This window comes from Stenotrophomonas sp. RIT-551, from assembly GCF_026241915.1.
Classification (GTDB): domain Bacteria; phylum Pseudomonadota; class Gammaproteobacteria; order Xanthomonadales; family Xanthomonadaceae; genus Stenotrophomonas; species Stenotrophomonas bentonitica_A.
On record NZ_JAPJIU010000001.1, the window covers coordinates 387,102 to 413,601 of the forward strand.

General features: G+C 67.9%; 23 protein-coding genes and 2 riboswitches. Of the genes, 12 read left to right on the forward strand and 11 right to left on the reverse strand.

Annotation, left to right across the window (positions count from 1 at the left end; all coding sequences use genetic code 11):
• Positions 1-4: 4 nt before the first annotated feature.
• From ORK51_RS01590 to ORK51_RS01610, 5 genes are all read right to left on the reverse strand, one after another.
• Positions 5-2,521, reverse strand: a complete 2,517-nt coding sequence (locus ORK51_RS01590) for a PepSY domain-containing protein (protein ID WP_266083639.1) — start codon at positions 2,519-2,521, stop codon at positions 5-7.
• Positions 2,522-2,665: 144 nt separating this feature from the next.
• Positions 2,666-3,226, reverse strand: a complete 561-nt coding sequence (locus ORK51_RS01595; protein WP_070426064.1) for a TlpA family protein disulfide reductase — start codon at positions 3,224-3,226, stop codon at positions 2,666-2,668.
• Positions 3,223-5,583, reverse strand: a complete 2,361-nt coding sequence (locus ORK51_RS01600; RefSeq protein WP_266083643.1) for a protein-disulfide reductase DsbD domain-containing protein — start codon at positions 5,581-5,583, stop codon at positions 3,223-3,225. Before ORK51_RS01600 ends, ORK51_RS01595 begins: the two co-directional genes overlap by 4 nt.
• Positions 5,583-5,921 (reverse strand): divalent-cation tolerance protein CutA, encoded by a 339-nt coding sequence (gene cutA, locus ORK51_RS01605; RefSeq protein ID WP_070426062.1) that lies wholly within the window; start codon positions 5,919-5,921, stop codon positions 5,583-5,585. Before cutA ends, ORK51_RS01600 begins: the two co-directional genes overlap by 1 nt.
• A gap of 72 nt (positions 5,922-5,993) precedes the next feature.
• On the reverse strand, positions 5,994-7,781 hold the full coding sequence (locus ORK51_RS01610) for an endonuclease (RefSeq protein WP_266083645.1): 1,788 nt from the start codon (positions 7,779-7,781) through the stop codon (positions 5,994-5,996).
• A 293-nt stretch (positions 7,782-8,074) separates the two neighbouring features.
• On the opposite strand from ORK51_RS01610, the gene ORK51_RS01615 reads away from it, so the two are divergent.
• Positions 8,075-8,362, forward strand: a complete 288-nt coding sequence (locus ORK51_RS01615) for a co-chaperone GroES (protein ID WP_019183551.1) — start codon at positions 8,075-8,077, stop codon at positions 8,360-8,362.
• Positions 8,363-8,453: 91 nt separating this feature from the next.
• Positions 8,454-10,103 carry a chaperonin GroEL gene (groL, locus tag ORK51_RS01620; RefSeq protein ID WP_019183552.1) on the forward strand — a complete coding sequence of 550 codons (1,650 nt, stop codon included), beginning with the start codon at positions 8,454-8,456 and terminating at the stop codon, positions 10,101-10,103.
• 238 nt (positions 10,104-10,341) lie between these two features.
• On the opposite strand, the gene ORK51_RS01625 is transcribed toward groL, so the two are convergent.
• Positions 10,342-10,644, reverse strand: a complete 303-nt coding sequence (locus ORK51_RS01625; RefSeq protein WP_266083646.1) for a hypothetical protein — start codon at positions 10,642-10,644, stop codon at positions 10,342-10,344.
• Positions 10,645-10,871: 227 nt separating this feature from the next.
• Here ORK51_RS01625 and ORK51_RS01630 point away from each other — a divergent pair, with 227 nt between their 5' ends.
• The 7 genes from ORK51_RS01630 to ORK51_RS01660 all read left to right on the forward strand — a co-directional run bounded on the left by ORK51_RS01630 (position 10,872) and on the right by ORK51_RS01660 (position 14,965).
• Complete coding sequence (locus tag ORK51_RS01630; RefSeq protein WP_429000597.1) at positions 10,872-11,129, forward strand: ATP-binding protein; 258 nt, start codon at positions 10,872-10,874, stop codon at positions 11,127-11,129.
• Positions 11,099-11,593, forward strand: a complete 495-nt coding sequence (locus tag ORK51_RS01635; protein ID WP_070426054.1) for a MarR family winged helix-turn-helix transcriptional regulator — start codon at positions 11,099-11,101, stop codon at positions 11,591-11,593. Before ORK51_RS01630 ends, ORK51_RS01635 begins: the two co-directional genes overlap by 31 nt.
• Positions 11,590-12,330 carry a DNA alkylation repair protein gene (locus ORK51_RS01640; RefSeq protein ID WP_261998157.1) on the forward strand — a complete coding sequence of 247 codons (741 nt, stop codon included), beginning with the start codon at positions 11,590-11,592 and terminating at the stop codon, positions 12,328-12,330. Before ORK51_RS01635 ends, ORK51_RS01640 begins: the two co-directional genes overlap by 4 nt.
• A gap of 14 nt (positions 12,331-12,344) precedes the next feature.
• The gene (locus ORK51_RS01645; protein WP_266083647.1) at positions 12,345-12,692 is read left to right on the forward strand and encodes a DUF6616 family protein; all 348 of its coding nucleotides are present in this window, start codon (positions 12,345-12,347) and stop codon (positions 12,690-12,692) included.
• Between the two features lie 270 nt (positions 12,693-12,962).
• Positions 12,963-14,036 carry a 3-deoxy-7-phosphoheptulonate synthase AroG gene (aroG, locus tag ORK51_RS01650; protein ID WP_046274152.1) on the forward strand — a complete coding sequence of 358 codons (1,074 nt, stop codon included), beginning with the start codon at positions 12,963-12,965 and terminating at the stop codon, positions 14,034-14,036.
• Between the two features lie 179 nt (positions 14,037-14,215).
• Positions 14,216-14,485: a type II toxin-antitoxin system TacA family antitoxin gene (locus ORK51_RS01655; protein WP_070426052.1), complete on the forward strand. Its 270-nt coding sequence runs from the start codon at positions 14,216-14,218 to the stop codon at positions 14,483-14,485.
• Between the two features lie 3 nt (positions 14,486-14,488).
• Positions 14,489-14,965, forward strand: coding sequence for a GNAT family N-acetyltransferase (locus ORK51_RS01660; protein ID WP_070426051.1), 477 nt, complete (start codon positions 14,489-14,491; stop codon positions 14,963-14,965).
• Between the two features lie 15 nt (positions 14,966-14,980).
• Here the strand turns inward: ORK51_RS01660 and ORK51_RS01665 are convergent, their stop codons facing one another.
• From ORK51_RS01665 to ORK51_RS01680, 4 genes are all read right to left on the reverse strand, one after another.
• A complete protein-coding gene (locus ORK51_RS01665) occupies positions 14,981-18,046 on the reverse strand; it encodes an efflux RND transporter permease subunit (RefSeq protein WP_266083651.1) in 3,066 nt (1,021 codons plus the stop codon).
• Positions 18,043-21,150: an MdtB/MuxB family multidrug efflux RND transporter permease subunit gene (locus ORK51_RS01670; RefSeq protein ID WP_266083653.1), complete on the reverse strand. Its 3,108-nt coding sequence runs from the start codon at positions 21,148-21,150 to the stop codon at positions 18,043-18,045. Before ORK51_RS01670 ends, ORK51_RS01665 begins: the two co-directional genes overlap by 4 nt.
• Positions 21,147-22,313, reverse strand: a complete 1,167-nt coding sequence (locus ORK51_RS01675) for an MdtA/MuxA family multidrug efflux RND transporter periplasmic adaptor subunit (RefSeq protein ID WP_266083655.1) — start codon at positions 22,311-22,313, stop codon at positions 21,147-21,149. The genes ORK51_RS01670 and ORK51_RS01675 overlap by 4 nt, the downstream gene beginning before the upstream one ends.
• 203 nt (positions 22,314-22,516) lie before the next feature.
• Positions 22,517-23,134 (reverse strand): trimeric intracellular cation channel family protein, encoded by a 618-nt coding sequence (locus ORK51_RS01680; protein ID WP_019183564.1) that lies wholly within the window; start codon positions 23,132-23,134, stop codon positions 22,517-22,519.
• Positions 23,135-23,228: 94 nt separating this feature from the next.
• Positions 23,229-23,320: riboswitch (glycine riboswitch) on the reverse strand.
• Positions 23,321-23,340: 20 nt separating this feature from the next.
• Positions 23,341-23,423, reverse strand: a riboswitch (glycine riboswitch).
• A 44-nt stretch (positions 23,424-23,467) separates the two neighbouring features.
• Between ORK51_RS01680 and ORK51_RS01685 the strand changes: the two genes are divergently transcribed.
• Together ORK51_RS01685 and ORK51_RS01690 are read left to right on the forward strand one after the other, a co-directional pair.
• On the forward strand, positions 23,468-23,737 hold the full coding sequence (locus ORK51_RS01685) for a GIY-YIG nuclease family protein (protein WP_070426048.1): 270 nt from the start codon (positions 23,468-23,470) through the stop codon (positions 23,735-23,737).
• An 86-nt stretch (positions 23,738-23,823) separates the two neighbouring features.
• Entirely contained in the window at positions 23,824-24,168 is a 345-nt protein-coding gene (locus ORK51_RS01690; protein WP_266083658.1) for a ribonuclease E inhibitor RraB, read from the forward strand.
• A gap of 58 nt (positions 24,169-24,226) precedes the next feature.
• Here ORK51_RS01690 and ORK51_RS01695 read toward each other — a convergent pair whose 3' ends face one another.
• Complete coding sequence (locus tag ORK51_RS01695; protein ID WP_266083660.1) at positions 24,227-25,519, reverse strand: NAD(P)/FAD-dependent oxidoreductase; 1,293 nt, start codon at positions 25,517-25,519, stop codon at positions 24,227-24,229.
• Positions 25,520-25,681: 162 nt separating this feature from the next.
• Here ORK51_RS01695 and ORK51_RS01700 point away from each other — a divergent pair, with 162 nt between their 5' ends.
• Positions 25,682-26,443, forward strand: a complete 762-nt coding sequence (locus ORK51_RS01700; RefSeq protein ID WP_019183568.1) for an NYN domain-containing protein — start codon at positions 25,682-25,684, stop codon at positions 26,441-26,443.
• The last annotated feature ends 57 nt before the right edge of the window (positions 26,444-26,500 follow it).

Sequence of the window (26,500 nt, forward strand, 5' to 3'; positions counted from 1 at the left end):
TTGCTCAATACACATCGCGACGGTAGCGTCCGTCGTTGAGCAGGGCATCGACCGGATCGTTGCCCAGTACCTCGCGCAGCGCCGCATCGACGCCTTCGGCCATGCCGTGCAACGAGCCGCACACATAGATGCTGCCACCCAGATCCACCCATGCGCGCAGTGCCTCCGGTGCGGCGCGCAGACGATCCTGCACATAGCCGCCACCCTCGGCATCGCGCGAGAACGCCAGGTCCACGCGGCTCAGATGGCCCTTCGCCTGCCAGGCCTCGATCTCCTCGCGATAGAGGAAATCGTGCGCGCGGGTGCGCTCGCCGAACACCAGCCAGTGCCCGCGGTCGCCCTGTGCGTCCGCTTCGCGCAGCAGGCTGCGCAGGCCGGCGATACCGGTGCCGTTGCCGATCAGCAGCATCGGGGCACGCTCGGGATGGCGATGGAAGCCGGTGTTGCGACGTACCCGGGCCGCGATGCTCTCCGCCTCGGTGGCATGCACGCACAGCCAGCCAGAGCCCAGCCCATGGCGGCCGTCGGGCAGCGCGGTCAGGCGGATCACCAACTGCACGGCCCCATCGGCCGGTACCGAGGCGATCGAGTACTCGCGATGGGGCAGCGCCGGCAGCCGCGCCAGCCAGCGCGCGGCATCGGCTGCGGCGGCGGGATCACGTGGCTCCACAGCCTCCGGCAGCACGCGCGCGGCAGCCGCTTCGAGCAGCGTCGTGATCCGTCCATCGACCGTCACCGGTGCCTGCGGATCCAGGCCGTTGCGGGCCAGTGCCGCCAGCACGTGGGCACGCGCGTGGCGGGGCGCCATCTCCAGGATGTCACCGGCCTGCCAGTGCGCGTGGGCCGGCGGGTGCAGCGCCACCTGCCAGATCGCCCCGGCGGCGCTGCCCGGATTGAGCACGGTGCGCGCACCGAGTGCCCACGGCTGCAGCGCGACCGGCGCCGGCAGCGGCGTGTGGTCCTCAACGCCGGTCAGCAGGGCCAGCCGCTGCTGCCACTGCGCCAGTGGCACCGCATCGGTGCGATCCACCTCGATGCTGGCGAACAGCCGCTGCGCGCCCTGCGCCGCCAGCCAGCCGTCCACCTGGCGCGAGAAACCACAGAAGCGGCCGTACTCGCGATCGCCGAGCCCGAGCACGGCATACCTCATTCCCTGCAGCGCAGCGGCGTGCGCCAGTACGCGTCGCTCGAAGGCACGCGCGGCGTCCGGTGCTTCGCCATCGCCGAAGGTGCTGATGACGAACAACGCGGTCTCCGTGTCTGCCAGCACTGTGGCATCCACCTGCGCCAGCGGGCGGACGTGCACCGGCAGGCCGGCCGCCTGCAGCTGTGCAGCCGTGCGCCAGGCCAGCTGTTCGGCAAAGCCACTCTGGCTGGCGAATGCCACCAGCCACGGCTGCCCGGTGCCGATGGCCGTCGCCAGCGGCAGGCGCGAGGCGCGCACGTCGCGCTTCTTGCGGCGGCGGTCCAGGTACAGCATCCAGCCGGTGATGAAGAACACCAGCATGCCCAGGCTGGAGAGCATCACGATGATCCGCCCCGGCAGCCCGAAGAAGCTGCCCGAGTGCAGCGCGAACACACTGACGATGATCTTGCCGCCAACGTTCTTGCTGCGGTAAGGCTCGTAGGAGAGCAGGGCACCCGTGGACGGATCGAGCTGGAGGATGTCCTGCGCGCGGTCGTGCGCGGTGTTGCTTCCCTGCACGCGGCTGGTGAGCGCACGGCCTGGCTTGGCCGGGAAACGAAGATCGATGTACCCGCGCCGCACGCCTTCCAAGGCGTACAGCGTGGTCTGCACCTTGTGCAGGTCCAGTGGGCCGCCACGGGTGCGCGGCGCGGTCTGCTCGGCCGCGGGGCCGCCCAGCAATGCGGTTGCGCCCTTGCGGTACCAGTCGAACGACCACCACAGCCCGGTCAGCGCGATCATCAGGTAGACCAGCAGCACCCAGGTGCCGACCACCGAGTGCAGGCTCCACAGGAAACTGCGCCCGCTGCGCGCCCACTCCACCGCCAGCCAGGTGCGCCAGTGCCACCAGCGCCGCGGCCAGCGCAGGTACAGGCCGGACAGGCAGAAGAACACCAGCGCGATCGCGCAGCTGCCGGTGATCAGGCTGCCGCGCTCACCGCTGACCAGGTGGCGATGCAGATCCTCGACGAAGGCGAAGAAGTCCAGCCCCTTCAGCCCGGTGAGCACGGTGCCGGTGTACGGATCGAAATAGCGCCAATTCGCCTGGCCGCCTTCGAAACGCGCCACCGACAGGCGCTGCCCGGTGGCGTCCACGCGCAGCCGCTGCAGCGGCTGTGGCATGTCCTGCTGCAGTCGTGGCAGCAGCTCTGTCAGGGCCAGTGGCTGCTCGCCCGCCGTGTGCCGCTGCACCACCTGCGCCAGGGCCGGGTTGGCCGCGCGCATGATCTCGTCTTCAAAGGCCAGCGTGGCCCCGCTCAGGCCCATCACCGCCAACACGGTGCCAGCGGTAATGCCCAGCAGCCAGTGCAGCTGGAAAATGATGGTCTTCAACATGGGGGCGGTCCAGCGGCAAGGCGAAGCGCGCCCGGCGGTGGATGAGAATGGATCTCGTCATTGTTGGGCGCAGGCCGGAGGCGGTCAATAGCCCAGGTCGGGCCCGTAGGGCCCCCGATCAAACAGCCACTTCGCCCAAGCGCGTCAGGGCGTTGCCCAGGCCTCGATTTCTCCGGCCGCAAACGGCCCCAGCTTCTGTTTCACGATGCGCCCCTGCGCGTCGATCAGCACGGAGTACGGCAGCAGCCCCTGCGCATTGCCCAGCCGCACGCTGGCATCGGCCGGCCCGGGGGTATCGAGTACGATCGGATAGGCGACCGGGACGCGGGTCAGGAAATCGCGCACGCCCTCGGGCGTATCCAGCGCCAGCCCGAGCACCTGCACGCCGGTAGCGCCCTGGGCATCGGCAAAGGCGGTCAGCGCGGGCATTTCCTCCACGCAGGGGCCGCACCAGCTGGCCCAGACATTGATCAGCAGCGGACGCCCGTGGAAGCTGGCCAGGTCCTGCGGTTTCCCTTGGAGGTCCGGCAGGGTGATCGCCGGCATCGGATCCCCCGGTTGGGCCGCGACCACCGCCGGCCGTGGCGGTGGCGGGGCAGTGGCCGGGCGCTCGTCATGCCCGGCGAACCAGACGCCGGCGCCGATGCCCAGCACGGCCGCGATCACGACCACCACGACCGTCCGCCGTGGTGGCCGCAGGCTCATCGCGCGGTCCGCAGCAGCGCTTCTTCCACCAGCGCCTGGGTCAGCACGGTCGGCAGCACGGTCGGCGGGGCGCCCGGGCCGTAGACCACGTACAGCGGCACGCCGACGGCCTTGTGCTCATCCAGGAAGGCGGTGATCTGCGGGTCGACATTGGTGTAGTCGCCGCGCATGTAGACCGCGTTGGTCCGCCGCAACGTATCGCGGAAGGCGTCGGTGCCCAGCACCGCGCGCTCGTTGGCCTTGCAGGTCACGCACCAGTCGGCGGTCATGTTGACGAACACCACGCGGTTGTCCTGGCGCAGGCGGTCCAGCATCTGCGGCGAGTACTCCACCACGTTGTCGCTGGCCGACTGTGCGGCCTTGGCCGGCGGATCCAGGCGGGTCACGCCCCAGATCGGATACAGCGCGCCGAGCACCAACAGCAGGGCCAGCAGGCCGCCCACGCGCTGGCTGCGCCAGCGGCTGCGTTCGAACCACCACAGGGCCAGCGACAGGATCACCAGGCCGCCCAGCACCAGCGCCATGGCGTCCACGCCGCGCTGCTTGCCCAGCACCCACAGCAGCCAGATCGCGGTGCCGTACATCGGGAAGGCCAGCACCAGCTTGAGGGTTTCCATCCACGCACCGGGGCGCGGCAGGCGGCGCGCCAGCGAGGGCACGAAGCCGATCAGCAGGAATGGCAGCGCCAGGCCCAGGCCGAGCGCCAGGAACACCAGCATCGCCTGCAGGCCGGGTGCCGCGAAGGCGTAGGCCAGGGCCGGCCCCATGAACGGAGCCACGCACGGGCTGGCCACCACGCAGGCGAGCACGCCGGTGAAGAAATCGCCGACCGGACCGCTGCGCGAGGCCAGCGACTGGCCCATGCCACCCAGGCTGCCGCCGAGGGTGAACACGCCCGACAGGCTCAGGCCCACGGCGAACATCAGGTACACCAGCGCGGCGATGAACCACGGGTGCTGCAACTGGAAGCCCCATCCCGCGGCCTGGCCGGCCGCCCGCAGCGCGATCACCAGGGCGCCGATGGCAGCGAAGGCCACCAGCACGCCGGCGGTGTACCAGAGCGCATGGCTGCGCGCGCGCTGGCGGCTCTCGCCACTCTGCGCCACGCCCAGCACCTTCAGCGACAGGATCGGCAGCACGCACGGCATCAGGTTGAGGATCAGGCCACCGGCCACGGCGAACAGCAGCAGCACCAGCAGGTTGCCGGGCGCGGCGGCCGGTGCCACCGGCGGCGGGGTGCGCTGCGCGTTGTCGGCACTGGCATCGGGCGGGGTGGCGGTATCGCCGGGCACGGCCAGCGCCGGTTCGTTCGGGCGGATCAGCATCGGCTGGCTGCCGGCGTCGCTGCGGGCCTGGTCGCGCTTGTCGCGATTGGGCAGGGGGGCGATGACCTCGGTCTTCTGCGCGACCTCATCGGCCTTGGCGTTGATCGTGCCTGCCGGCAGCGCCAGCTTCACCCGGCGCGTCATCGGCGGGTAGCAGATGCCATCGGTCTGGCAGCCCTGGAAGGTGATCACCAGGGTGGCGTCGGTCGCACCGGCGGTGCTGCGGCGCAGGGGCAGCGGTACATCGATCTGGTCGAAATACACCGCGACATCGCCGAAGTGTTCATCGCGGTGCGATTTGGCAGCCGGCCACTTGGGCTTGTCCGCGCGGATGCCCGGGGCGCCTTCCAGCGCCAGCGAGGTGCGGTCGCGATACAGGTAGTAGCCCGGCGCCGGGGTGAAACGCAGCAGCACGGTATTGCCATCGCCGACGATCGCATCGAAGCCGAACGCGCGCTCGGAGGGCAGCGGCAGCGCCTGGGTGGTGCTGGTGCCGGGCAGGCGCAGGCCGGTGCCGGTGTTGCCGGCCAGCGGGTTGTTGAACGGGGAGGCAGCAGCGTTGGCGGTGGCCGGGGCGGTGCTGGCCGCGCCGCTGCCACCGCCCGGCAGTTTCACCTGCAGCGTGCGCTTCTGCGGCGGGTAGCACACGCCAGCATCGGCGCAGCCCTGGTAGCGCACTTCCAGCGTGACGGTGTCGGCGCCGTCGGCGGCCTTGCCGGGCAGGACACCGATCAGGCGCTCGCGGTAGGTTTCCACCTCGCCGAAGAAGTCATCGTGGTGCTTCTTGCCGGCCGGCAGCTGCAGCGCCTCGGCATCGAAGCCGGCCTCGGCCTTGACCGTGGTGCGGTGGCGGTACAGGTAATAACCCGGGGCGATCTTCCAGCTGATCTCCACGCGATCGCGGTCACGCGCCTGCGCAGTAAGCCCGAAGGCCTCATCGACCGGGAGCAGGTCTTTTTCACTGACGGCCCAGGCCGGCAGGGAGACCACGAGCAACGCGCACAGCGCGGCAACACGACGAAACAGCGTCATCAATCACTTTCCTCACGGGTCTGCGCCCGAATCCAATCCAGGTACGCCGGCAGGCCGGCGCGGGTTTCGACCGCGATGCACTCGGGGAGTTCATACGGATGCAGGGCCTGCACGCGCGCGATCGCGGCATCCAGGCGGCTGCCGGTGGTCTTGATCACCAGTTGGACCTCATGGTCCTCGGTGACCTCGCCCTGCCAACGGTAGGTCGAGTGCGCCCCGTCCAGGCGCGTCACGCACGCGGCCAGGCGTTCGTCCACCAGCGCATGTGCCAGCCGCGTGGCGCAGGCCACGTCGGGGCAGGTGGTGAACAGCACGAAGACGGGATCGGCAATCGACATGACCGCCGAGTATAGGACCGCTGGAGGCCAATGGTCCGACCGGCGCCGCGAGGGGGCGCCGGTCGGACGGGCTCAGTTGGCCAGCTGGCAGGTGGCCGGCCTGGCCGAGGTGAACAGGGCCGGGGTGGCCCATTCGGGGTGGTCGATGAACGGATTGCGGTTGCCCTGGAAACTGAAGATCACCTCATTGCGAGCGCGTTCTGCCGCATCCGGCGGGTCAGCAAGGTGCCAGTCGATCAGGGTCGAGAGCAGGCCCATGTAAGCAGGCGAGGCCGACGTTTTGACGATCTTGCTGCGGTCGTCGGTCAGCTCCAGGTCCGGCTCGGACTGGCCGGTTTTCGCATCTTTACCGCCTTCATAACGGATCGCCATGTACATCACCGCACGCGCCATATCGCCCTTGCGGTGGCCCCACACTTCGAACGAGCCGCCATTGCCATCGGGCGTGCGCACCCAGTTGGAGGTGCCCGGGTAGCCGCCGCTGCCGCCGCCGGACCCGTTGTTGGATTCAGTCGCACGCTCACCGCAGTTGCTGTCGCATTTGGCATAGGGCTTGTTGCCGCGGTCCGCATTCCACTGCGCATCGGTCAGGTACAGCATGTGGGTGTCGGTATACGGCGCGTAGGGCAGGCCCTTGTCGCCGGTGGTGCTGGCAAAGCCCAGCGAGTTGGGCCAGGTGTGCTCGCGGTTGTAGGTCAGCCCACTGCCGGTGCCGGCCCGCTCGCTGACCTTGGTGTAGCTGCGGTTGCGGTAGGCATCGAGGATGTTGCCGCTGTTGTTGGGATCTTCGTCGGCGATCTCCAGGATCGTCCAGGTGCTGGTGCCCGAGCCGCTGTACGGATACGCGGTGTGCCCCTTGATGGTCTCGTGCAGCGAGCAGCGCAGCTGGCTGGGGCTGGAGGTGTTCACCTTCGCGTAGTACTCGCCGGGGTTGCCCGGATTGCCCGGGTCGGGCGTGGTGGCGGTGGCCACGGTGAACGCGATGCGGGTATCGGCGGCCGGGCGCGCGCCCTGGGCATCCTTCACGCGGGTGGCGCGGATATCGAAGCGGCAGGCTTCCCCCGCCACCAGCGCGGTGTGGGTGGCCAGCGTGAAGCGGGTACCGGTGGTCGGATGGCTCAGCGCGACCGTGCCGGACTGGCCGCAGCTCAGCGCGAACGCGCCGCTGGAGAGGGTGACCGGCTCACTGAAGGTGACGCCCAGGTCGGCCGCGGCCGGGAACGTGCTGGCGCCCTGTTCGGGGGTGGTCGCCGTGACCGAGGGCGCGGTATTCGGGCCGGTCGGGCCGCCGCCGCCGCTGAAGCTCTGGCCGTGGTTGCAGGCGCCGAAGGTCTGCCCGGCCGATTCGGCCCAGGTGAAATGCGCGTACTGGCTGCCGGTGCCGGTCAGCTGCAGGGAGGTGCCCGGGGCGGTGCTGTTGGTCTCGCTGACCGGGAGGTTCTGGCTGGTCAGGCCCGCCGCGGGTCCCCCGGCCGCGGTGATGGTGCCCTCGTAGCTGAGGAACTGGACCACCTTGCCGCTGGCATCGACCAGGGCGATGCCATCGTTGGGCCCGTTCTGGAGGCCGTTGGTCGGGTAGCTGACCGTGGCCAGCCGCGCGCTGCCGCAGCTGGCGGTGCCGGCCGGGACCGCGTTGTCGGCGTAGACCGCGGCGGCCGAGGGGTTGCTGCCGTTGTAGAGGTAGAGCCGGTAGCCGGACAGGTCCTCACCGGCGGTGGCGACCACCTCGATCGCCTCGCCGACATCCCCGGCCGGGGTGCTGTCGTCGTAATGCAGTTCATTGATGAATACATCGGCTCGGGCCGGGCTGGTGGCCAGTACCAGTAGGCAGGCCAGGGACAGCGGCGTCAGCAACCTCATCTACGGCTCCTTGTGATTGGTCAGTGCCGCTCGAATCTACGCAATCCAGATGACACATCCGCCACCCTGTCGGATTCGACCTTTCGCACTGAGAACTGCGTCAAACATTCACGTCCGACCACCGGCCGGCAAAAAAATCCGATCGGCTGCCCTTGAAAGGGCAGGGGCCAGCACCATCTCTGCTCTGTCCCGCACCGTCGGGTTTTTTCGTGAGCGTGGCTGGCAGTCGCCCTGTGCGAGTGCTAACATCGCCAGACTTTCCTAGACCAATCAACAACTTAAAAGGGTCTCACATGAGCATCAAGCCGCTTCATGACCGCGTCGTAGTCAAGCCGATCGAAGCCGACGAAATCTCGTCCGGCGGCATCGTGATTCCGGATTCCGCCAAGGAAAAGTCGACCAAGGGTGAAGTCGTGGCCGTCGGCCCGGGCAAGCCCTTGGACAACGGCAGCGTGCGCGCGCCGTCGCTGAAGGTCGGTGACAAGGTCATCTACGGCCAGTACGCCGGCAGCAGCTACAAGTCCGAAGGCGTCGAGTTCAAGGTTCTGCGCGAAGACGACATCCTCGCCATCGTCGGCTGAGTGATGCGGCCGGCCCCGTGCCGGCGCTTCCGCACTTCCTCCCGTTCAAGCAGCCGGGCATGGCCCGGCTCTACATAAAAAGGTAATCGCAATGGCTGCCAAAGATATTCGTTTCGGTGAAGACGCCCGCGCCCGCATGGTTCGCGGCGTCAACGTTCTCGCCAATGCCGTCAAGGCCACCCTGGGCCCGAAGGGCCGCAACGTCGTGCTCGAGAAGAGCTTCGGCGCGCCGACCATCACCAAGGACGGCGTCTCCGTCGCCAAGGAAATCGAACTGGCTGACAAGTTCGAGAACATGGGCGCGCAGATGGTGAAGGAAGTCGCGTCGCGCACCAACGATGACGCCGGCGACGGCACCACCACCGCCACCGTGCTGGCCCAGGCCCTGATCCGCGAAGGCGCCAAGGCCGTCGCTGCCGGCATGAACCCGATGGACCTCAAGCGCGGTATCGACAAGGCCGTGATCGCCGCCGTCGCCGAGCTGAAGAACATCTCCAAGCCGACCGCTGACGACAAGGCCATTGCCCAGGTCGGCACGATCTCGGCCAACTCGGACGAGTCGATCGGCAACATCATCGCCGAAGCGATGCGCCGCGTGACCAAGGAAGGCGTCATCACCGTTGAAGAAGGCTCGGGCCTGGACAACGAGCTGGACGTCGTCGAAGGCATGCAGTTCGATCGTGGCTACCTGTCCCCGTACTTCATCAACAACCAGCAGTCGCAGACCGCTGACCTGGACGATCCGTACGTGCTGCTGCACGACAAGAAGATCTCCAACGTGCGCGACCTGCTGCCCGTGCTGGAAGGCGTCGCCAAGGCCGGCAAGCCGCTGCTGATCATCGCTGAAGACATCGAAGGCGAAGCGCTGGCGACCCTGGTGGTCAACACCATCCGCGGCATCGTGAAGGTCGTGGCCGTCAAGGCACCGGGCTTCGGCGACCGTCGCAAGGCGATGCTGGAAGACATGGCCGTGCTGACCGGCGGCACCGTGATCTCCGAGGAAATCGGTCTGTCGCTGGAAAAGGCGACGATCAAGGACCTGGGCCGCGCCAAGAAGGTGCAGGTCTCCAAGGAAAACACCACGATCATTGATGGCGCCGGCGAGAAGGCCAACATCGAAGCGCGTGTCACCCAGATCAAGACCCAGATCGAAGACACCTCGTCGGATTACGATCGCGAGAAGCTGCAGGAACGCGTGGCCAAGCTGGCCGGCGGCGTTGCCGTGATCAAGGTCGGTGCCTCGACCGAAATCGAAATGAAGGAAAAGAAGGATCGCGTCGACGACGCCCTGCACGCGACCCGTGCAGCCGTTGAAGAAGGCGTGGTCCCGGGCGGCGGCGTTGCCCTGGTCCGTGCGGTCACCGCGCTGAGCGGCCTGAAGGGTGCCAACGAAGACCAGAACCACGGCATCCAGATCGCCCTGCGCGCGATGGAAGCCCCGCTGCGCGAAATCGTGGCCAACGCTGGCGAAGAGCCGTCCGTGATCGTCAACAAGGTCAAGGAAGGCACCGGCAGCTTCGGCTACAACGCCGCCACCGGCGAGTTCGGCGACATGCTGGAATTCGGCATCCTGGACCCGACCAAGGTGACCCGTTCGGCACTGCAGAACGCGGCCTCGATCGCTGGCCTGATGATCACCACCGAAGCCATGGTTGCCGAAGCCCCGAAGAAGGATGACGGCGCTGGCGCAGCCGGCGGCGGCATGGGCGGTATGGGTGGCATGGGCGGCATGGACTTCTGATGTAGAGGCCGGCCATCGGTCGGCACCTGCCATCCGCCACCGCAGTACGAAAAACCCCGCCGGAAGGCGGGGTTTTTTTGTGCGCGTAGTACCGACTCACAGCGCGCTGGTGGGGGCCGCGACCTCGTCCTGCAACCAACCCAGGAAGGCTGCGATGGTGCTGCCGTTGTTTCCCTCGCATGACGGGCCAGTGCCGGCACAGGTGCGCTGGTAAAAGGGGGCGAACGGAATCCCTTCGCTATGACTGGGCGTGTCCTTCGACGCGGATGGCGGCCTCGGCGCCGCGTGCACGCCGGTCAAGCCACAGCTGGGTGGGGAAATACGTCAGCAACGCGCCGATCAGCATGCCCTGCGAAAAGGCCATCGGAAACTGGCTGGCCACCGCGGCGCCCACGGCCATGCCGACCAGGCTTGCTCCTGCGGCCTTACGCTGACGCTTCAGTTGTGCGGCGCTGGCAAGACGCCGTGCCCGCACGGCCTCGCGCTTGGGATCGGGTTGCAGCATGGCATCCGCCATGGCTTCAGCTAGAGAACGGTCCATCGGCGTGTCCTTGCGTCGGTGGTGATGGCTTCATGCTGCCGCGGGACGGCTCCCGCGTAAACCCCCACTCGCGCGCGGCTCAGTGCGTTGCAGGACGCTGCAGGCAATGCGCAGCAGGCGCAGGATATGACGCGCATGCTGGCAGCGGTCGCGCAGGATCTGCGCACGCCAGTGCCCCGGCTGGGCCTGGCGCCGAGTTCGCACCGCTCACGCACGCGGTGCGGATGGTGGCCGACATTGAACCCTTGAACGCGATGATCGAACAGATTGGGCTGGCGGTGGCGCAGGGCGCGGTTCGGCAGCAAGGAGGTCAGCTCTGGCTGCTGCACAGGCCGGGCGGCGGGCTGATCGTACGGATGCAGGTGCCCGCAGCAGCGGCAACGCAGGCGGGAGCCTTTCTCTCAGAGCGCAACGACGATATAGTTAGCCGCCGTATTATGTCGAAGCCGCCTGCATGCTGGAAACCAAACACCTCGCGTTCCTGACCGAACTGGAGCGCCGTGGCCAGCCCGATTCGGGCGAACTGGCGTTGTGCTTCCAGGTGCTGTCGCTGGCCAGCGCGATCGACCAGGACTGTGCCAGCCGGCTGGCGCCGCTGGGCCTGAGTGAAGGGCGCTTCGTGCTGCTGTTCCTGCTGCGCGGTGCGGAAACGGCACTCTCGCCTCACCAGTTGGCCGAGCGCGCCGGGGTGACCCGCGCCACCATCACCGGCCTGCTCGATGGGCTGGAGCGCGAGCACCTGGTCAGCCGCCACAGTGATCCGGATGACAAGCGCCGCATCCACGTGCGCTTGACCAGGGCGGGTCAGGCGCTGGCCGCGCGCTTGTTCGACCAGCAGACCGCGTGGATCGCCTCGCTGTTCGCCGATATCAGCCCGCGGGAACGGCGCACGCTCGGCACGCTGCTGCAGCGCGTGTGGTCGCGCACTGATGCGGGCCGCGCGGCATGAAACAGCCCATCACCCGCGAACGCCGCGGGCAGCTCGATCGCGGTGAAACCGAAGCCACGCATCTGGCCGAAGTGCTGGCCGTCGACTTCGCCAAGCTGATGGCCCATGTCGCACCCGGCTTGCCCGCCGCTGCGATCACCCCGATGCGCAATGCCGCCAAGCGCGGCATCACGCTGCGCATGCAGGGCGCAGCGACGCTGTTGCGCGTGCATGGCCACGGCGATCATGCACGGTGGTCGCGGCACGCCAGCGACACCGTGCGTGGCTGGGCCTGCTATCTGATCGGCAGCGACCCGGCCTTGTCGCTCGAACACAGGCTCGATGCGCTGCGCACGCTGGCCGACGATGCGCATTTCGGCGTCCGCGAGTGGGCATGGCTGGCCGTGCGTCCGCATGTTGTCGCCGAACCCCTGCGTGTACTCGCGCACCTGCACGGCTGGACCACCGACGTCTCACCCAACGTGCGTCGCTTCGCCTGTGAAGCGCTGCGCCCGCGGGGCGTGTGGGCTGCGCACATCACCTTGTTCAAGCAGGCGCCGCAACACGCGCTGCCGCTGCTGCAGGCGCTGTGCTGCGATGCCTCGCGCTACGTGCAGGATTCGGTGGGCAACTGGCTCAACGACGCCGGCAAAAGCCAGCCCGACTGGGTCCGCGCGCTGTGCAGCGAATGGCAGCAGCACCACGCCGATGATCCGGCCAACACCTATATCCGCAAGCGCGCACTGCGCTCGCTCTGACCTCAAGGAACGCCATGTCGCACATGTTGATCGAGCTCTACACCGCCACCCCCGCCTGGACCGCGCTGGACCCGGTGTCGCGCGGGGCGTTTTTCGCCCGCATCGGCGCCGGCATGCAGCACGTGGATCCGGCCCGCATCACGCCGGTGGCGATGGGCCGCATCGAACAGGACGTTCCGCACACCACGGCCGAGCAGTTCTATGCGGTGTGGCAGTGCGCCGAACGGCTCGATGCCGATGCCTTGCTGGCCGCGATCGGCGCTACCGGGTGGCACGAGTACTTCACCACCACGCACGCGGTGGGGGCAGCAGGCACGCTGCAGCAGCACCTGGCCGAGCTGGCGGCGTTGCCGCGGGAGTGAGCGCACGGCTCGCGGGGAGGGGCCTGAACCGATGCCGCAGTTGCGAATGAAACAGTTGGCACCTCCAAACCCCTGTGTTATCAATACTCCCCAATGAACGCACGCCCCGCCAATTCCTACTTTTGGTATTACTTTCCGAAGCCACCGGCGGAGGAAGGCATGCGCTCACCCTGAAGAAACCTTCAGACGCATTCCCGAAAGCCGCCAGCGCACCTGGCGGCTTTTTTGTTGCCGCCGCGCTGGGGACCCCCACTTCCAAGGAGTTACCCCATGCCCCCCCATACCGACGACCTGCGCATCCGCAAGATCGAACCGTTGACCCCGCCGGCACAGCTGCTGGCGATGCTGCCCTGCGACGACGAAGCCTCCGATACGGTCAGCGCCTCGCGCGCGGCCCTGCACGAGATCCTGCATGGCCGCGACGATCGGCTCGCGGTAGTGATCGGCCCGTGTTCGATCCATGACCCGGTGGCCGCCATCGAGTACGCCCAGCGCCTCAAGCCGCTGCGCGATGCCTACGCCGATGAGCTGGAAATCGTCATGCGCGTGTACTTCGAAAAGCCGCGCACCACGGTGGGCTGGAAGGGCCTGATCAACGATCCGGACCTGGATGGCAGCTTCAACATCAACAAGGGCCTGCGTGTGGCGCGGGGCCTGCTGCGCGACATCAACAAGCTGGGCCTGCCGGCCGGCGTTGAATTCCTCGATGTGATCTCGCCGCAGTACATCGCCGACCTGGTCGCCTGGGGCGCCATCGGCGCACGCACCACCGAAAGCCAGGTGCACCGCGAACTGGCCTCGGGGCTGTCCTGCCCGGTCGGGTTCAAGAACGGTACCGACGGCAACATCAAGATCGCCGCCGATGCGATCGGCGCGGCCTCCAACCCGCATCACTTCCTGTCGGTGACCAAGGAAGGCGGCACCGCCATCGTGGCCACCGCCGGCAATCCGGACTGTCACGTGATCCTGCGCGGCGGCAAGACGCCGAACTACGATGCCGACCACGTTGAAGCGACCAGCCAGACGCTGGCCAAGTCGCACCTGGCTGCACGCATCATGATCGATGCCAGCCACGCCAACAGCAGCAAGAATCCGGAGAACCAGCCCAAGGTCATCGCCGACATCAACGCGCAGCTGGCCAACGGCGAAGAGCGCATCGTCGGCGTCATGGTGGAGAGCCATCTGGTGGCCGGCCGGCAGGACCTGGTGGACGGCCAGCCGCTGACCTACGGCCAGAGCATCACCGATGGCTGCATCGGCTGGGACAGCTCGCTGGCGGTGCTGGAGAGCCTTGCCGAGGCAGTGCGGGCACGGCGGGCGGCGCGGATCAGCGAGGCGGCATAACGGGTGGGGGCGCCCCCATTCGCGGGGCGCTCAGGCCTACGGCTTTCCGGGGAAACTCCCGATTTTCCATGGAGAGCCAACGGATTACCGTTGCCTTACGATCTGAGAAGAGGGCGGAGCCGTTGAGCGATCATCCAGTTGTGTGTACATTGTATGCACAGACCTCCGGAGCGCCTCCCGTGGCCCTCGCCAGCAAAGTCATCAACTTCCGGGCGCCCGCCGACAAGCAGGCGCTGATCGACCGCGCCGTTGAGGTTACCGGGGTGAGCCGAACCGAGTTCATTCTGGATGCTGCCTGTGAGAAGGCGCGGGAGGTACTCGCGGACCAGACACAGTTCTCCCTGGATCCTCAGCAGCTGCGACGCTTTAATGCGTTGCTGGATGCACCGCTGGAAAACAACGCGGCCATCAGGAAACTGTTGAGCACGCCTGCACCCTGGGAGCGCTGAGCGTTGCGGTTGTCTGCGCCGCATGCGCTGGCTCAAGCGCATCGGTTGGAGCAGTTTCGATGCAGCGCGGCGGAGCTGACCTCGTGGTTGATGGAGCGTGCCCACCAGAACCAGGCATCGGGGGCATCGCGGTGTTTTGTTGTGTGTGATGCGCAACACAATGTGGTGGGCTATTACGCGCTCGCTGCCGGCGGCGTTTCGCACCAGCTGGTTCCCGGTCGCCTTCGCCGGAACATGCCGCACCCCATTCCGGTCATCGTGCTGTGCAGGTTGGCCGTCCATGCCGACTGGGTCGGCCAGGGCGTCGGCGCGGGACTGCTGAAAGACGCTGTGCAACGCACGATGCAGGTCTGCGGGCACATCGGCGCGCGCGCCTTGTTGTGTCATGCGTTCGACGACACTGCCAAAGCGTTCTATCTCAAGCATGGCTTCATCGCGTCGCCGATGGATGGCAGGACGATGATGTTGCCTGTTGCATAGCGCGCCCGTTGATGATCACGCGGCGCGCCGCAGCTTCGCCAACGCCAGATAGATCGCCGGCGTGGTGTACAGGGTCAGCCACTGGCTGACCAGCAGGCCGCCCACGATCGCGATGCCCAGCGGCTGGCGCATCTCCCAGCCTTCGCCGGTGGCCAGCATCAGCGGCAGCGTGCCCAGCAACGCGGCCACGCTGGTCATCAGGATCGGGCGGAACCGCAGTCGTGCCGCCTCGCAGATCGCCTCGTAGGACGACAGGCCGCGCTCGCGTTCGGCCGACAGCGCGAAGTCGATGATCAGGATGGTGTTCTTCATCACCACGCCCACCAGCAGGAACAGGCCGAGCAGCGAGATCAGGTTCAGCTCGTTGCCGAAGGCCATCAGCGCCAGCAACGCGCCCACGCCGGCCGAGGGCAGGGTGGAGAGGATCGCCAGCGGCTGCACGAAACTTTCGTACAGCACGCCCAGCACCAGATATACCGCCAGCATCGCGCCGAGGATCAGCCACAGCTGGCGCTCGCGCAGTTTCTCGAAGCCACCGGCCTCGCCGCTGAGCCGCGCCTGCACATGGGTGGGCAGCATGATCCTGGCCATGGCCTGGTCCACCGCTTTCACCGCCTGGTCCAGAGTGACGCCGGGCGCCAGCGCGAACTCGATCCAGACCGAGGCGAACTGCTGGCTGTGATAGATCCGGTCCGGCGCCATGCCGTACTCCCACCGCGCGATGGACGACAACGGCAGGCGCTGGCCGTCCTTGCCGATCACATGGATCTGCTCCAGCGTGGAAGGATCCTGGGTGTAGCGTGGGTCCAGCTCCATCACCACGCGGTATTGGTTGAGGGTGTCGTACAGCGTGGCGACCTGGCGTTGGCTGAAGGCGTTGTTGAGCACCGAAGCGATCATGCGCATGTCCACGCCCAGGCGGGCGGCGGCATCGCGGTCGATGTCGAGCACCACCTGGCGCATGCCTTCATCGCCCTTGGACTCCACATCGACCAGCTCGGGCAGGGCGCGCAGCGCATCGGCCACCTTGGGCGTCCACTGCCGCAGCGGTTCCAGCTCGCCGGAGAGCAGCTGGAACTCGTACTGGCCGCTGTCGCCGCTGCCTTCCAGCTTGATGTCCTGGTCCACCCACAGGAACATGCCGCCGCCCGGAATCTTCGGCATGTTGGCGCGCAGGCGGTCGATCACCTGCTGGCTGGAGACCTTGCGCTCGGCCAGCGGCTTCATCTTGATCATGATGAAGGCGTTGTTGACCCCGCTGCGGCCGCCGATGTACCCGATGATGTCGCTGATCGCCGGGTCGGCCAGCAGCAGCTGGCGGTAGGCCTCGATCTTGGGCTGCATCACCTGGAACGAGAGGCCATCGTCGCCGCGCGCGAAGCCACGCAGCTGCGCGGTGTCCTGCTTGGGCACGATGCCCTTGGGCACCTGTTGGAACAGCCACACGTTCAGTGCGATCACACCGGCGAACAGCAGCAGCGGCAGCGCGAGCCAGCGCAGCATTGTCTGCAGGCTGCCCACATAGGCGCCGCGCAGACGCTCGAACAGCGCGGTGCCGGCGCGCTGCAGTCCATTGCCGGGGCCGGGCCGTTCCTGCCCGAGCAGGCGCGCGCACAGCATCGGGGTCAGGCTCAGCGAGACCAGCAGCGAGACGCCCATCGCCGCCACCAGGGTCAGCGAGAACTCGCGGAACAGTTTCTCGACGAAGTCATCCAGGAACAGGATCGAGATGAACACCACCGCCAGCGCGATGTTCATCGACAGCAGCGTGGCGCCGACTTCCCCCGCGCCCCGCAGCGCTGCGGTCATCGGTGAGGCGCCTTCTTCCCGGTGGCGGGCGATGTTCTCCAGCACCACGATGGCATCGTCGACCACCAGCACCGCGGCCACGATCAGCGCCATCAGCGAGAGCGTGTTGAGCGAGAACCCGAGCAGGGCGATGATCGCCAGCGCGCCCAGCAGCGAGACCGGGATGGCGACGGTCGGCACCAGCGCCGCGCGCCAGTGACCCAGGAAGGCCAAGACCACCAGCACCACCAGGGCGATCGCCAGCAGCAGCGTCAGCTCGGCCTCGCGCAGGGTGGCGCGGATCACCGGCGAACGGTCCATCACCACCTGCATGTCGATGTTGGCCGGCAGCAGCGCCTGCAGCGTGTCCATCTGTGCCTGGATGGCGTCGACGGTCTCGATGATGTTGGCCTCCGGCTGGCGGCTGACGATCAGCAGCACCGCCGGGCGCTCGTTGTGGAAGCCGCTGGCGTAGCGGTCTTCAACCCCTTCGCTGATCCCGGCCACGTCCTCCAGGTACACCGGGCGGCCGTCGCGCATCGCCACGATCAGGCGGCGGTACTCGGCGGCGGTGCGCAGCTGCAGCGTCGCTTCCAGCTGCCATTGCTGGGCCTGGCTGGCGACGGTGCCCAGTGGCTTGAGCGCGTTGGCGTTGCGGATCGCCGCGGCGATGTCGTCCAGCGCGATGCGGTGATGGTTGAGTGCATTGGGATCCAGCGAGACGCGCACCGCCGGCAGCGAACTGCCGCCCACCTGCACCTCGCCGACGCCGGGAATCTGCGCCAGCTTCTGCGCGATCACCGTGGAGGCCACGTCGTAGATCTGCCCCGGCGAGAGGCTGTCCGAACTCAGCGCCAGCGCCATGACCGGTGCCTGCGAGGGATTCACCTTGCGGTACTGCGGCATGCCCGGCATGCCACTGGGCAGCTGCGCGCGCGCGGCATTGATCGCGGCCTGCACGTCGCGCGCAGCATCGTCCACGTCGCGGCCGAGCGCGAACTTCAGCTCGACCTGGGTCGAGCCCTGGGTGCTGGCCGAGTCGATCCCGGTCAGCCCGGGGAGGGTGCCCAGGGCACGCTCCAGCGGCGTGGCGACGTTGGCCGCCATCGATTCCGGGCTCGCGCCGGGCAGGCTGGCGCTGACGTTGATGGCCGGGTAGTCGACCTGCGGCAACGGCGCGACCGGCAGCAGGCGCAGCCCGAGCAGGCCGGCCAGCACCACCGCGACCGCGAGCAGCACGGTGGCGACCGGATGCTGCACGAACCAGCCGATCGCCCGCGACAGCGGACTCACGCCAGCGCCCCGTCAGCCTCGTCGGTCACCGGCGCGGGGCGCTGCCGGAAGCGGTCGAAGAACAGGTAGATCACCGGCGTGGTGAACAGGGTCAGCACCTGGCTGACGATCAGCCCGCCCACCATCACCAGGCCCAGCGGCTGGCGCAGCTCGGCGCCCGAGCCACTGGCGAACATCAGCGGAATCGCGCCGAACAGCGCGGCCAGCGTGGTCATCAGGATCGGCCGGAAGCGCAGGAGCGCGGCCTGGTGGATCGCCTGGCGTGGCGCCATGCCATGCTCGCGCTCGGCCTCCAGCGCGAAGTCGATCATCATGATCGCGTTCTTCTTGACCAGCCCGATCAGCAGCACGATGCCGATCACCGCGATCAGGTCCAGGCTGCGCCCGCTGACCAGCAACGCCAGCAGCGCACCCACCGTGGCCGAGGGCAGGGTGGAAAGGATGGTGATCGGGTGGATGAAACTCTCATAGAGCACGCCCAGCACCAGGTACATCACCACCACCGCGGCCAGCACCAGCCACAAGGTGCTCGACAGCGACGCGCGGAACGCATCGGCCGCGCCCTGCAGGCGCAGTTCGACGCTGGCCGGCAGCCCGATCGCGGCGCGTGCACCTTCGATCGCCTCCACCGCTTCGCCCAGCGACGCATCCGGGGCGAGATTGAAGGAGAACGTCACCGCCGGGAACTGGCCGACATGGTTGATCAGCAGCTGCGCCGGGCGCTGTTCGATCCGCGCGATGCCGCCCAGCGGCACCTGCCGCCCGTCCGGCCCGGTGACGTGCAGGCGCGCGATCGCATCCGGGCCGAAGGCCACGTCCGGGCGCGCTTCCAGCACCACGCGGTACTGGTTGGCCTGGGTGAAGATGGTCGAGATCTGCCGCTGCCCGAAGGCGTCGTAGAGCGCATCGGCGATGGCCTCCACGCTGATCCCCAGCCGCGCGGCGGCGACCCGGTCGATCACCACATGCGCCTGCAGGCCCTGGTTCTGCAGATCACTGGCGACGTCGGCCAGTGCCGGCGACTGCTGCAGGTGCGCGAGCAGGCGCGGCGTCCATGTTTCCAGCTGCGCGAGGTCCGGGCTGGTCAGGGTGAACTGGTACTGGGTCCGGCTGATCCGGTCTTCGATGCCCAGCTCCTGCACCGGCTGCAGGTACAGCTTGATGCCCGGCACGTGCGCCACGCGCTGCTGCAGCCGCGCGATGATCGCCTGTGCATCGGCAGCGCGCTGTGCATGCGGCTTCAGCTCGATCAGCAGGCGGCCGCTGTTGAGCGTGGCGTTGTTGCCGTCCACGCCGATGAACGAAGACAGGCTGGCCACGTCCTCATCCTCCAGCAGCGCCGCGGACAACGCCTGCTGGCGCTGCGCCATCGCCTGGAAGGAAATCGACTGCGGCGCCTCGCTGATGCCCTGGATCAGGCCGGCATCCTGCACCGGGAAGAAGCCCTTGGGCACCCACACGTACAGCACGGCCGTCAGCACCAGTGTGGCGAGGGTGGCGGCCAGCATCAGCGGCTGGCGCTGCAGCACCCAGTGCAGCTGACGATCGTAGAGCGCCACGACGCGGTCGAACGGGTCGCCCTGCTGCGACGATTCCTGCCCATCGGCATCGCGACGGGTCGCGTGGCCGGCCTTGAGCAGGCGCGCGCACATCATCGGCGTCAGCGTCAGCGAGACCAGCAGCGAAATGCCGATCGCCACCGCGAGCGTGATCGCGAACTCATGGAACAACTTGCCGACCACGTCGGCCATGAACAGCAGCGGGATCAGTACCGCGATCAGCGACAGCGTCAGCGAGATCAGGGTGAAACCGATCTGCCTGGCGCCTTTCAGCGCCGCCTGCATCGGCGTCGCGCCGCGCTCCAGGTGACGGGCGATGTTCTCCAGCATGACGATCGCATCGTCCACCACGAAGCCGGTGGCGATGGTCAGCGCCATCAGGGTGAGGTTGTTGAGCGAGAAGCCGGCCAGCAGCATCACCCCGAAGGTGCCCACCAGCGACAGCGGTACCGCGATGCTGGGAATGATGGTGGCCGGGATGTTGCGCAGGAACACGAAGGTGACCATCACCACCAGCGCGATCGCGATCAGCAGCTCGTGCTGCACGCCACGGATCGAGGCGCGGATCGATTCGGTGCGGTCGCTCAGCACCGCCACGTCCACGCCCTTGGGCAGCGACGCCTGCAGCTGCGGCAGCAGCGCCCGCACCTGGTCGACCACGGCGATCACGTTCGCACCCGGCTGGCGCTGGATGTTGATCAGCACGGCCGGGGTGGTGCCCGACCACGCGGCCAGCTGGCGGTCCTCGGCGCCATCCTCGATCGTGGCCACGTCGCCCAGGCGCAGCGGCGCGCCGTCTTTCCAGGCCAGGATCAGCGCGCGGTACTCGGCCACCGAGCGCATCTGGTCGTTGGCATCGAGCATGATCGCGCGGGTCGGGCCGTCGAAGCTGCCCTTGGGCATGTTGACGTTGGCCGTGCCGATCGCGGTGCGGATGCTGGCCATGCTCAGGCCGTTGGCGGCCAGCGCCGAAGGATTGACCTGGATGCGCACCGCCGGGCGCTGCCCACCGGCCAGGCTGACCAGGCCGACGCCGGGCAGCTGCGACAGGCGCTGGGCCATGCGCGTATCGACCAGATCGTGCACCTGCGGCAGCGACAGCCCCTGCGAGGTCACCGCCAGGGTCAGGATCGGGGTATCGGCCGGGTTGACCTTGCGGTATACCGGCGGCACTGGCAGGTCATCGGGCAGGAAGCTGTCGGCGGCGTTGATCGCGGCCTGCACTTCCTGCTCGGCCACCCCGAGCGCGACCTCCAGCGAGAACTGCAGCGTGATGACCGAAGCGCCGCCCGAACTGGTCGAGGACATCTGCTTCAGGCCGGGGATCTGCCCCAGCTGCCGTTCCAGCGGTGCAGTGACCGCGCTGGTGGTGACATCCGGGCTGGCACCGGGATACAGCGTGGTGATCTGGATGATCGGGTAATCGACCTGCGGCAGTGCCGCGACCGGCAGCAGGCGGTAGGCCATCACGCCGGACAGCAGCAGCGCCACCATCAGCAGCGTGGTCGCGACCGGGCGCTCGATGAAGGGGCGCGAGAGGTTCATGCGCCGGTCCGCGTCGGGTCCTGCTCCACCACCTCGACCTTGGCGCCTTCGCGCAGGCCGTCGATGCCTTCCACCACCACGCGCTCGCCGGCCTTGAGCCCTTCGCGCACCGAAACCCGTTCGCCATCGGCCGGGCCGAGCACCACGTTGCGCAGGTGCGAGGTGGCATCGGCCGCGATCACGTAGACGTAGCTGCCTTTGCTGCCGAACTGCACGGCGGCATTGGGGATCACCACCGAATCGCTGCTGCTGACCTGCAGGCGCACGTTGACGAACTGGTTGGGGAACAACGACTCATCGGCGTTGGCGAACTGCGCGCGCAGCTTGAGCGTGCCGGTGGCGGTATCGATGCGGTTGTCCAGGCTGGAGAGCACGCCGTCGCCCAGCGCGGTGCGCTCCTCGCGGTCCCAGGCTTCCACGGTGAGCTGCGGATTGGCACGGGCGGCGGCGACCACCGCCGGCAGGTCCGGCTCGGGCACGGTGAACAGCACGCTGATCGGCGTGGTCTGGGTGATCGTGGCCAGCGGTTCGGTATCGCCACTGCGCACCAGGTTGCCGACATCCACATTGCGCAGGCCCATGCGCCCGGCTACCGGCGCGGTAATGCGGGTGTACTGCAGCTGCAGGCGCGCTTCATCCACGGCCGCCTGGTCGGTCTGGCGACGGCCCTGCAGCTGGCGCACCTTGCTCTGCTGATCACTCAGGTCCTGCGCGGAGACGAAATGCTTGGTCTGCAGTTCGGTGAAGCGCTTGAGCTGGCTCTCGGCGTTGTCCAGCTCGGCCAGGTTCTGCTGCTGGGTGCCCAGCGCACGCGACAGCTGTACCTGGAACGGGCGGGGATCGATCTCGGCCAGCAGCTCGCCGGCCTTGACGTGCTGGCCTTCGGAGAACGCCAGCCGCAGCAGTTCGCCATCCACGCGGCTGCGCAGGCTCACCGTATGCAGCGGGGTCACCGTGCCGAGCGCCTTCAGGCGCACCACCAGGTCTTCCTGCGTCGCAGTGGCCACGCGCACCGGGGTCGGCTGCGGGCCACCGGCGGGGCTGGCGGCAGGCGCGGGCAAAAGCAGCTTCCATGCGGCGATCGCGACCAGCCCGACGGCGGCAGCGATCAACAGCGGTTTGGCGAAACGACGGCGAGACGAGGCGGGCGTTGAAGCGGACATACGCATCCTGCGCACCCTCCACCGGAGCAGTGCGTCCATGGGGACCGGCCGAGTGCGGCAGGTCAACGGGGGAGAGGGTGTCTGGCGGGGCAGCGGGTGGAACACCGCCGCGTGGCTGGATGCCGTTCGTTTGGAACGGGAGCGCCATGATACAGGGCCAGGCCGCTCAAGCTCCCGTGACCTTGGTCATGCCTGCGCGTGCGTCAATGCACCTCGTCGCGGTACACGAACTTCGGCATTTCCCATTTGAAGTGGATCGCCAGCAGGCGGAACAGGAAGCCGCCGCCCAGGCACCACAGCGTGGCCGCGTTGAGCGACACGCCGAGTTCCAGCAGGGTCAGGTAGGCCGCGCCGGTGAGCAGGGTGATCACGGCATACAGTTCTTTCTGGAAGATCAGCGGCACCTCGTTGCACAGCACGTCGCGCAGCACGCCACCGAACGCACCGGTCAGCATGCCGGCGATCAGGATGATCGGCACGGTGTGCCCGCCCTCGCGTGCGACCGCGCAGCCGATCAGGGTGAACGCGATCAGGCCCAGGCCATCGAGCACCAGGAAGGTACGCCGGAAGTGGTGCATCCAGCGCGCCACCCAGGTCGCGATCAGCGCCGCGCAGATGGTGAAGCCCAGATACTCCGGGTGCTTCACCCAGCCCAGCGGGTAATGCCCGAGCACGATGTCGCGCAGTGAGCCGCCGCCGAGCGCGGTGACGCAGGCGATGATGACCACGCCGAACAGGTCCATGCGGCGGCGGCCGGCCGACAGCGCGCCGGTCATGGCTTCGGCCGAGATGGCGATGAGGTAGATCAGGGAGAGCAGCATGGGGGTGGCTCCGGAAAACACGTCAGGCGGGGACGGAAACGCACACGCATCACGCCAGCGCCGCTGCACTGTCGTGGGGGTGGGATTCCGTTGCCGCTCCCGCTGTCCTTTTGCCTGAGAGTTCGGTGGCCAAGGCCACGTGCCCCTTCGGCGGGTCATTGAAGACCTCTCTCCAGATCGGCGTGTCGGATGCATGGTTGGTGGCGTATCGAGCCACCGGCCTGAGCGATTATGGGAGCCTGCGCCTTCGGCGGGCGCCAGCGCGGCGCCTCTCTCCTGCATCCGGGGCGGATTCTAGCAGCCGCCGGGCCCGCGCCGGGGGATAATCCCGGTATGCCCGCTGAACCCGCCCTCTGGTACCTGTACCTGCTTGAATGCCGCAACGGCAGCTATTACGCCGGCATCAGCAACGACGTGGAGGCGCGCTTCCAGGCCCACCTCGCCGGCAAAGGGGCCAAGTACACCCGGGCGCACCCACCGGTGAGGGTGCTGGCGATGCGCGCCTACCCGGACAGGGCCGCGGCGTCGAAGGCCGAGTGGCAGCTCAAGCGGCAACCGCGCGAGCGCAAGCTGGCGTGGTTGGCGCTGCCCGATCCCATGTAGCCCCGCGTGCTGGTTGTTCGGGTCTTCGTTGGCGGCATACCATCGCCCCTCGTTCGTTGATCCGCTTGCCCAAGCCCTGGAGTGCCATGTCCCGCGATCTGTCGTTGTACCCGGAAGATGAGAATGGCGATGTGCTCTGGAACATGTTGCAGGATGGCGACGACCTGTCGATTCCGCGCGAGGTGGATTTCGCGCTGATCTTCCCGACCCAGGACGTGGCCATCGCCTTCGCCGTGCACCTGCTCAAGAACGAGCAGAAGGTGTCCTTGGCCGCGTACGAGGGCAACGAGGAATACCCGTGGCAGGTGGTGGTGCATCCGCTGATGCTGCCGACCCACCAGAACATCTCGGGCTTCGAAGGCCTGCTGGCCAGCGAGGCAGTCTCCTACAGCGGCCAGGTTGATGGCTGGGGATCTCTGTCGCAGGGCTGAGTGGCCCATCCGTGTGGCAGCCCGGCATGGCTGGCTGCCACCGTGGCCGCTCGACCACTCAGGGCGTCGGCGGCCGCTTCGGCCGGCGATCATCCTGCGCGTCGCCGAAGATGATCCGCGCGCTGCGCTGGTAGCTCCAGTACGCCACTGCCCAGTTCAGCAGCACCACCACGCGGTTGCGGAAGCCGATCAGGAAGAACACGTGCGCGGCCAGCCAGAACCACCACGCCAGCACGCCGGAGAGCTGCAGGCGGCCGAGGTGGACGATCGCGGCCATGCGGCCGATGGTGGCCAGATTGCCGAAGTCCTGGTACTTGAACGGGCCTGGCGCAGGCTTGCCAGCCAGGCGCGCCTGGATAGTGGTCGCCACGTGCTTGCCCATCTGCTTGGCTGCCGGGGCGACACCCGGCACTGGCTTGCCATCGGCCTGGGTCAATGCGGCCAGATCCCCGGCCACGAAAATCTCCGGGTGGCCGTCCAGCGTGAGATCGGGCTGCACCGGCACGCGGCCGGCGCGATCCAGGGGCACCTCCAGCGTGCGCGCCAGCGGTGAGGCGGCGACACCGGCGGCCCAGACCACGGTGCGGGCCTCGACGAAGCGCTCGCCGAGCTGGAAGCCCTCGGCGTTGATGTCGCTCACCGGCGTACCGGTGAGCACTTCCACGCCCAGTTTCTCCAGCTGGCGGCGCGCCTTGAGCGAGAGCACCTCGGGGAAGGTGGACAGCACGCGCGGGCCGGCCTCGACCAGGCGGACTTTGGCCGAAGCGGGATCGATATGGCGGAACTCATTGCGCAGCGTATGCCTTGCGATCTCGGCCAGCGTGCCGGCCAGCTCCACGCCGGTGGGGCCGCCGCCGACCACGGCGAAACTGAGCCAGGCGGCCTTGCGCGCGGGATCGGGTTCGGCCTCGGCGCGCTCGAAGGCGAGCAGCAGCTTGCGGCGCAGGGCGATGGCATCGTCCAGCGTTTTCAGGCCCGGCGCATCGGCGGCCCATTCGTCGTGACCGAAGTAGGCGTGGGTGGCGCCGGTGCACAGCATCAGCGTGTCGTAGGCGATCTGCGTGCCATCGGCCAGCGTCGCAGTGCGTGCGGCCTTGTCGATGCCAGTGACTTCACCCAGACGCACTTCAACGTTGCGCTGATGGCCCAGGATGTGGCGCAGCGGGGCGGCGATATCGGGTGCCGAGAGGCCGGCGGTGGCCACCTGGTAAAGCAGCGGCTGGAACAGATGGTGGTTGCGACGGTCCACCAGGGTGATGCGCACGTGCGCCGAGGCAAGGGCACGGGTGGCCCAGAGGCCGGCAAAACCACCACCGATGATGAGCAGGTGGGGCGTGGGATCGCGGGTCATGCTTCACTCCTTGGCGGGCGCCGGAGGGGGGCGGCGCAGGTCGTCTCGTGATGCGGCCCATGGTCGCACGTGAAGCGCGATGTTCACGTCGATGGCCGATACTGGGTTCAGGGGCCATCGCGCTTGCCCGATGGCCGATCCGATCCCGCCATGGAGACCGAGATGTCCGAACCGGAAAAGCGCATCGCCCTGCTGATCGATGCCGACAACGCACCCGCCTCCAAGATCGATGCGGTGCTGGCCGAAGTCGCCCGCTACGGCGTGGCCAATGTCCGCCGTGCCTACGGCAACTGGAAGAGCCCGCGCTTGAAAGGGTGGGAATCGGTGCTGCACGAATACGCGATCCGCCCGATCCAGCAGTTCGCCTACAGCCGCGGCAAGAATGCCTCGGACATGGCGATGGTGATCGATGCGATGGACATGCTGTACGCGCGCAATCTGGACGGCTTTGCGATCGTCTCCAGCGATGCCGACTTCACGCCGCTGGTGATGCGCCTGCTGACCGACGGGGTCAAGGTGTACGGCTTCGGTGAGAAGAAAACGCCCGAGCCGTTCGTCAACGCGTGCTCGAAGTTCACCTACATCGAAGCGCTGGGCCAGCCGCATGCGGCCGATCAGGAGGTGGAACAGGACAACGAAGAAACGCGCCCGCGCAAGAGCGGGCCGGAGCTGCGCAACGACACCCGGCTGGTGCAGATGCTGCGCCGCGCAGTTACGTCGGCCGAAGCGGAGGATGGCTGGTCGCACCTGGGGCCGGTCGGTAGCCAGATCGGCAACCAGGCCTCGTTCGATTCGCGCAATTACGGGTACAGCAAACTCAGCGATCTGCTGGCCGCGACCGGCCTGTTCGAGATGAAGAAGGACGGCAAATCGACCTATGTGCGCGCGCTGCCCAAGAAGAGCGCGGCGAAGGCGGCGAAGTAAGCCCCCGCCGATCGGCGTATCGTATCCGCACCGCGCGACCCGTGCCGCGCATCGCCC

Bases quoted from the DNA above. Each gene is read 5' to 3' on its own strand.
- ORK51_RS01590 (WP_266083639.1), bottom strand. From the start codon at position 2,521: ATGTTGAAGACCATCATTTTCCAGCTGCACTGGCTGCTGGGCATTACC.
- ORK51_RS01595 (WP_070426064.1), bottom strand. From the start codon at position 3,226: ATGAGCCTGCGGCCACCACGGCGGACGGTCGTGGTGGTCGTGATCGCG.
- ORK51_RS01600 (WP_266083643.1), bottom strand. From the start codon at position 5,583: ATGACGCTGTTTCGTCGTGTTGCCGCGCTGTGCGCGTTGCTCGTGGTC.
- cutA (WP_070426062.1), bottom strand. From the start codon at position 5,921: ATGTCGATTGCCGATCCCGTCTTCGTGCTGTTCACCACCTGCCCCGAC.
- ORK51_RS01610 (WP_266083645.1), bottom strand. From the start codon at position 7,781: ATGAGGTTGCTGACGCCGCTGTCCCTGGCCTGCCTACTGGTACTGGCC.
- ORK51_RS01615 (WP_019183551.1), top strand. From the start codon at position 8,075: ATGAGCATCAAGCCGCTTCATGACCGCGTCGTAGTCAAGCCGATCGAA.
- groL (WP_019183552.1), top strand. From the start codon at position 8,454: ATGGCTGCCAAAGATATTCGTTTCGGTGAAGACGCCCGCGCCCGCATG.
- ORK51_RS01625 (WP_266083646.1), bottom strand. From the start codon at position 10,644: ATGGACCGTTCTCTAGCTGAAGCCATGGCGGATGCCATGCTGCAACCC.
- ORK51_RS01635 (WP_070426054.1), top strand. From the start codon at position 11,099: ATGCTGGAAACCAAACACCTCGCGTTCCTGACCGAACTGGAGCGCCGT.
- ORK51_RS01640 (WP_261998157.1), top strand. From the start codon at position 11,590: ATGAAACAGCCCATCACCCGCGAACGCCGCGGGCAGCTCGATCGCGGT.
- ORK51_RS01645 (WP_266083647.1), top strand. From the start codon at position 12,345: ATGTCGCACATGTTGATCGAGCTCTACACCGCCACCCCCGCCTGGACC.
- aroG (WP_046274152.1), top strand. From the start codon at position 12,963: ATGCCCCCCCATACCGACGACCTGCGCATCCGCAAGATCGAACCGTTG.
- ORK51_RS01670 (WP_266083653.1), bottom strand. From the start codon at position 21,150: ATGAACCTCTCGCGCCCCTTCATCGAGCGCCCGGTCGCGACCACGCTG.
- ORK51_RS01675 (WP_266083655.1), bottom strand. From the start codon at position 22,313: ATGTCCGCTTCAACGCCCGCCTCGTCTCGCCGTCGTTTCGCCAAACCG.
- ORK51_RS01680 (WP_019183564.1), bottom strand. From the start codon at position 23,134: ATGCTGCTCTCCCTGATCTACCTCATCGCCATCTCGGCCGAAGCCATG.
- ORK51_RS01685 (WP_070426048.1), top strand. From the start codon at position 23,468: ATGCCCGCTGAACCCGCCCTCTGGTACCTGTACCTGCTTGAATGCCGC.
- ORK51_RS01690 (WP_266083658.1), top strand. From the start codon at position 23,824: ATGTCCCGCGATCTGTCGTTGTACCCGGAAGATGAGAATGGCGATGTG.
- ORK51_RS01695 (WP_266083660.1), bottom strand. From the start codon at position 25,519: ATGACCCGCGATCCCACGCCCCACCTGCTCATCATCGGTGGTGGTTTT.
- ORK51_RS01700 (WP_019183568.1), top strand. From the start codon at position 25,682: ATGTCCGAACCGGAAAAGCGCATCGCCCTGCTGATCGATGCCGACAAC.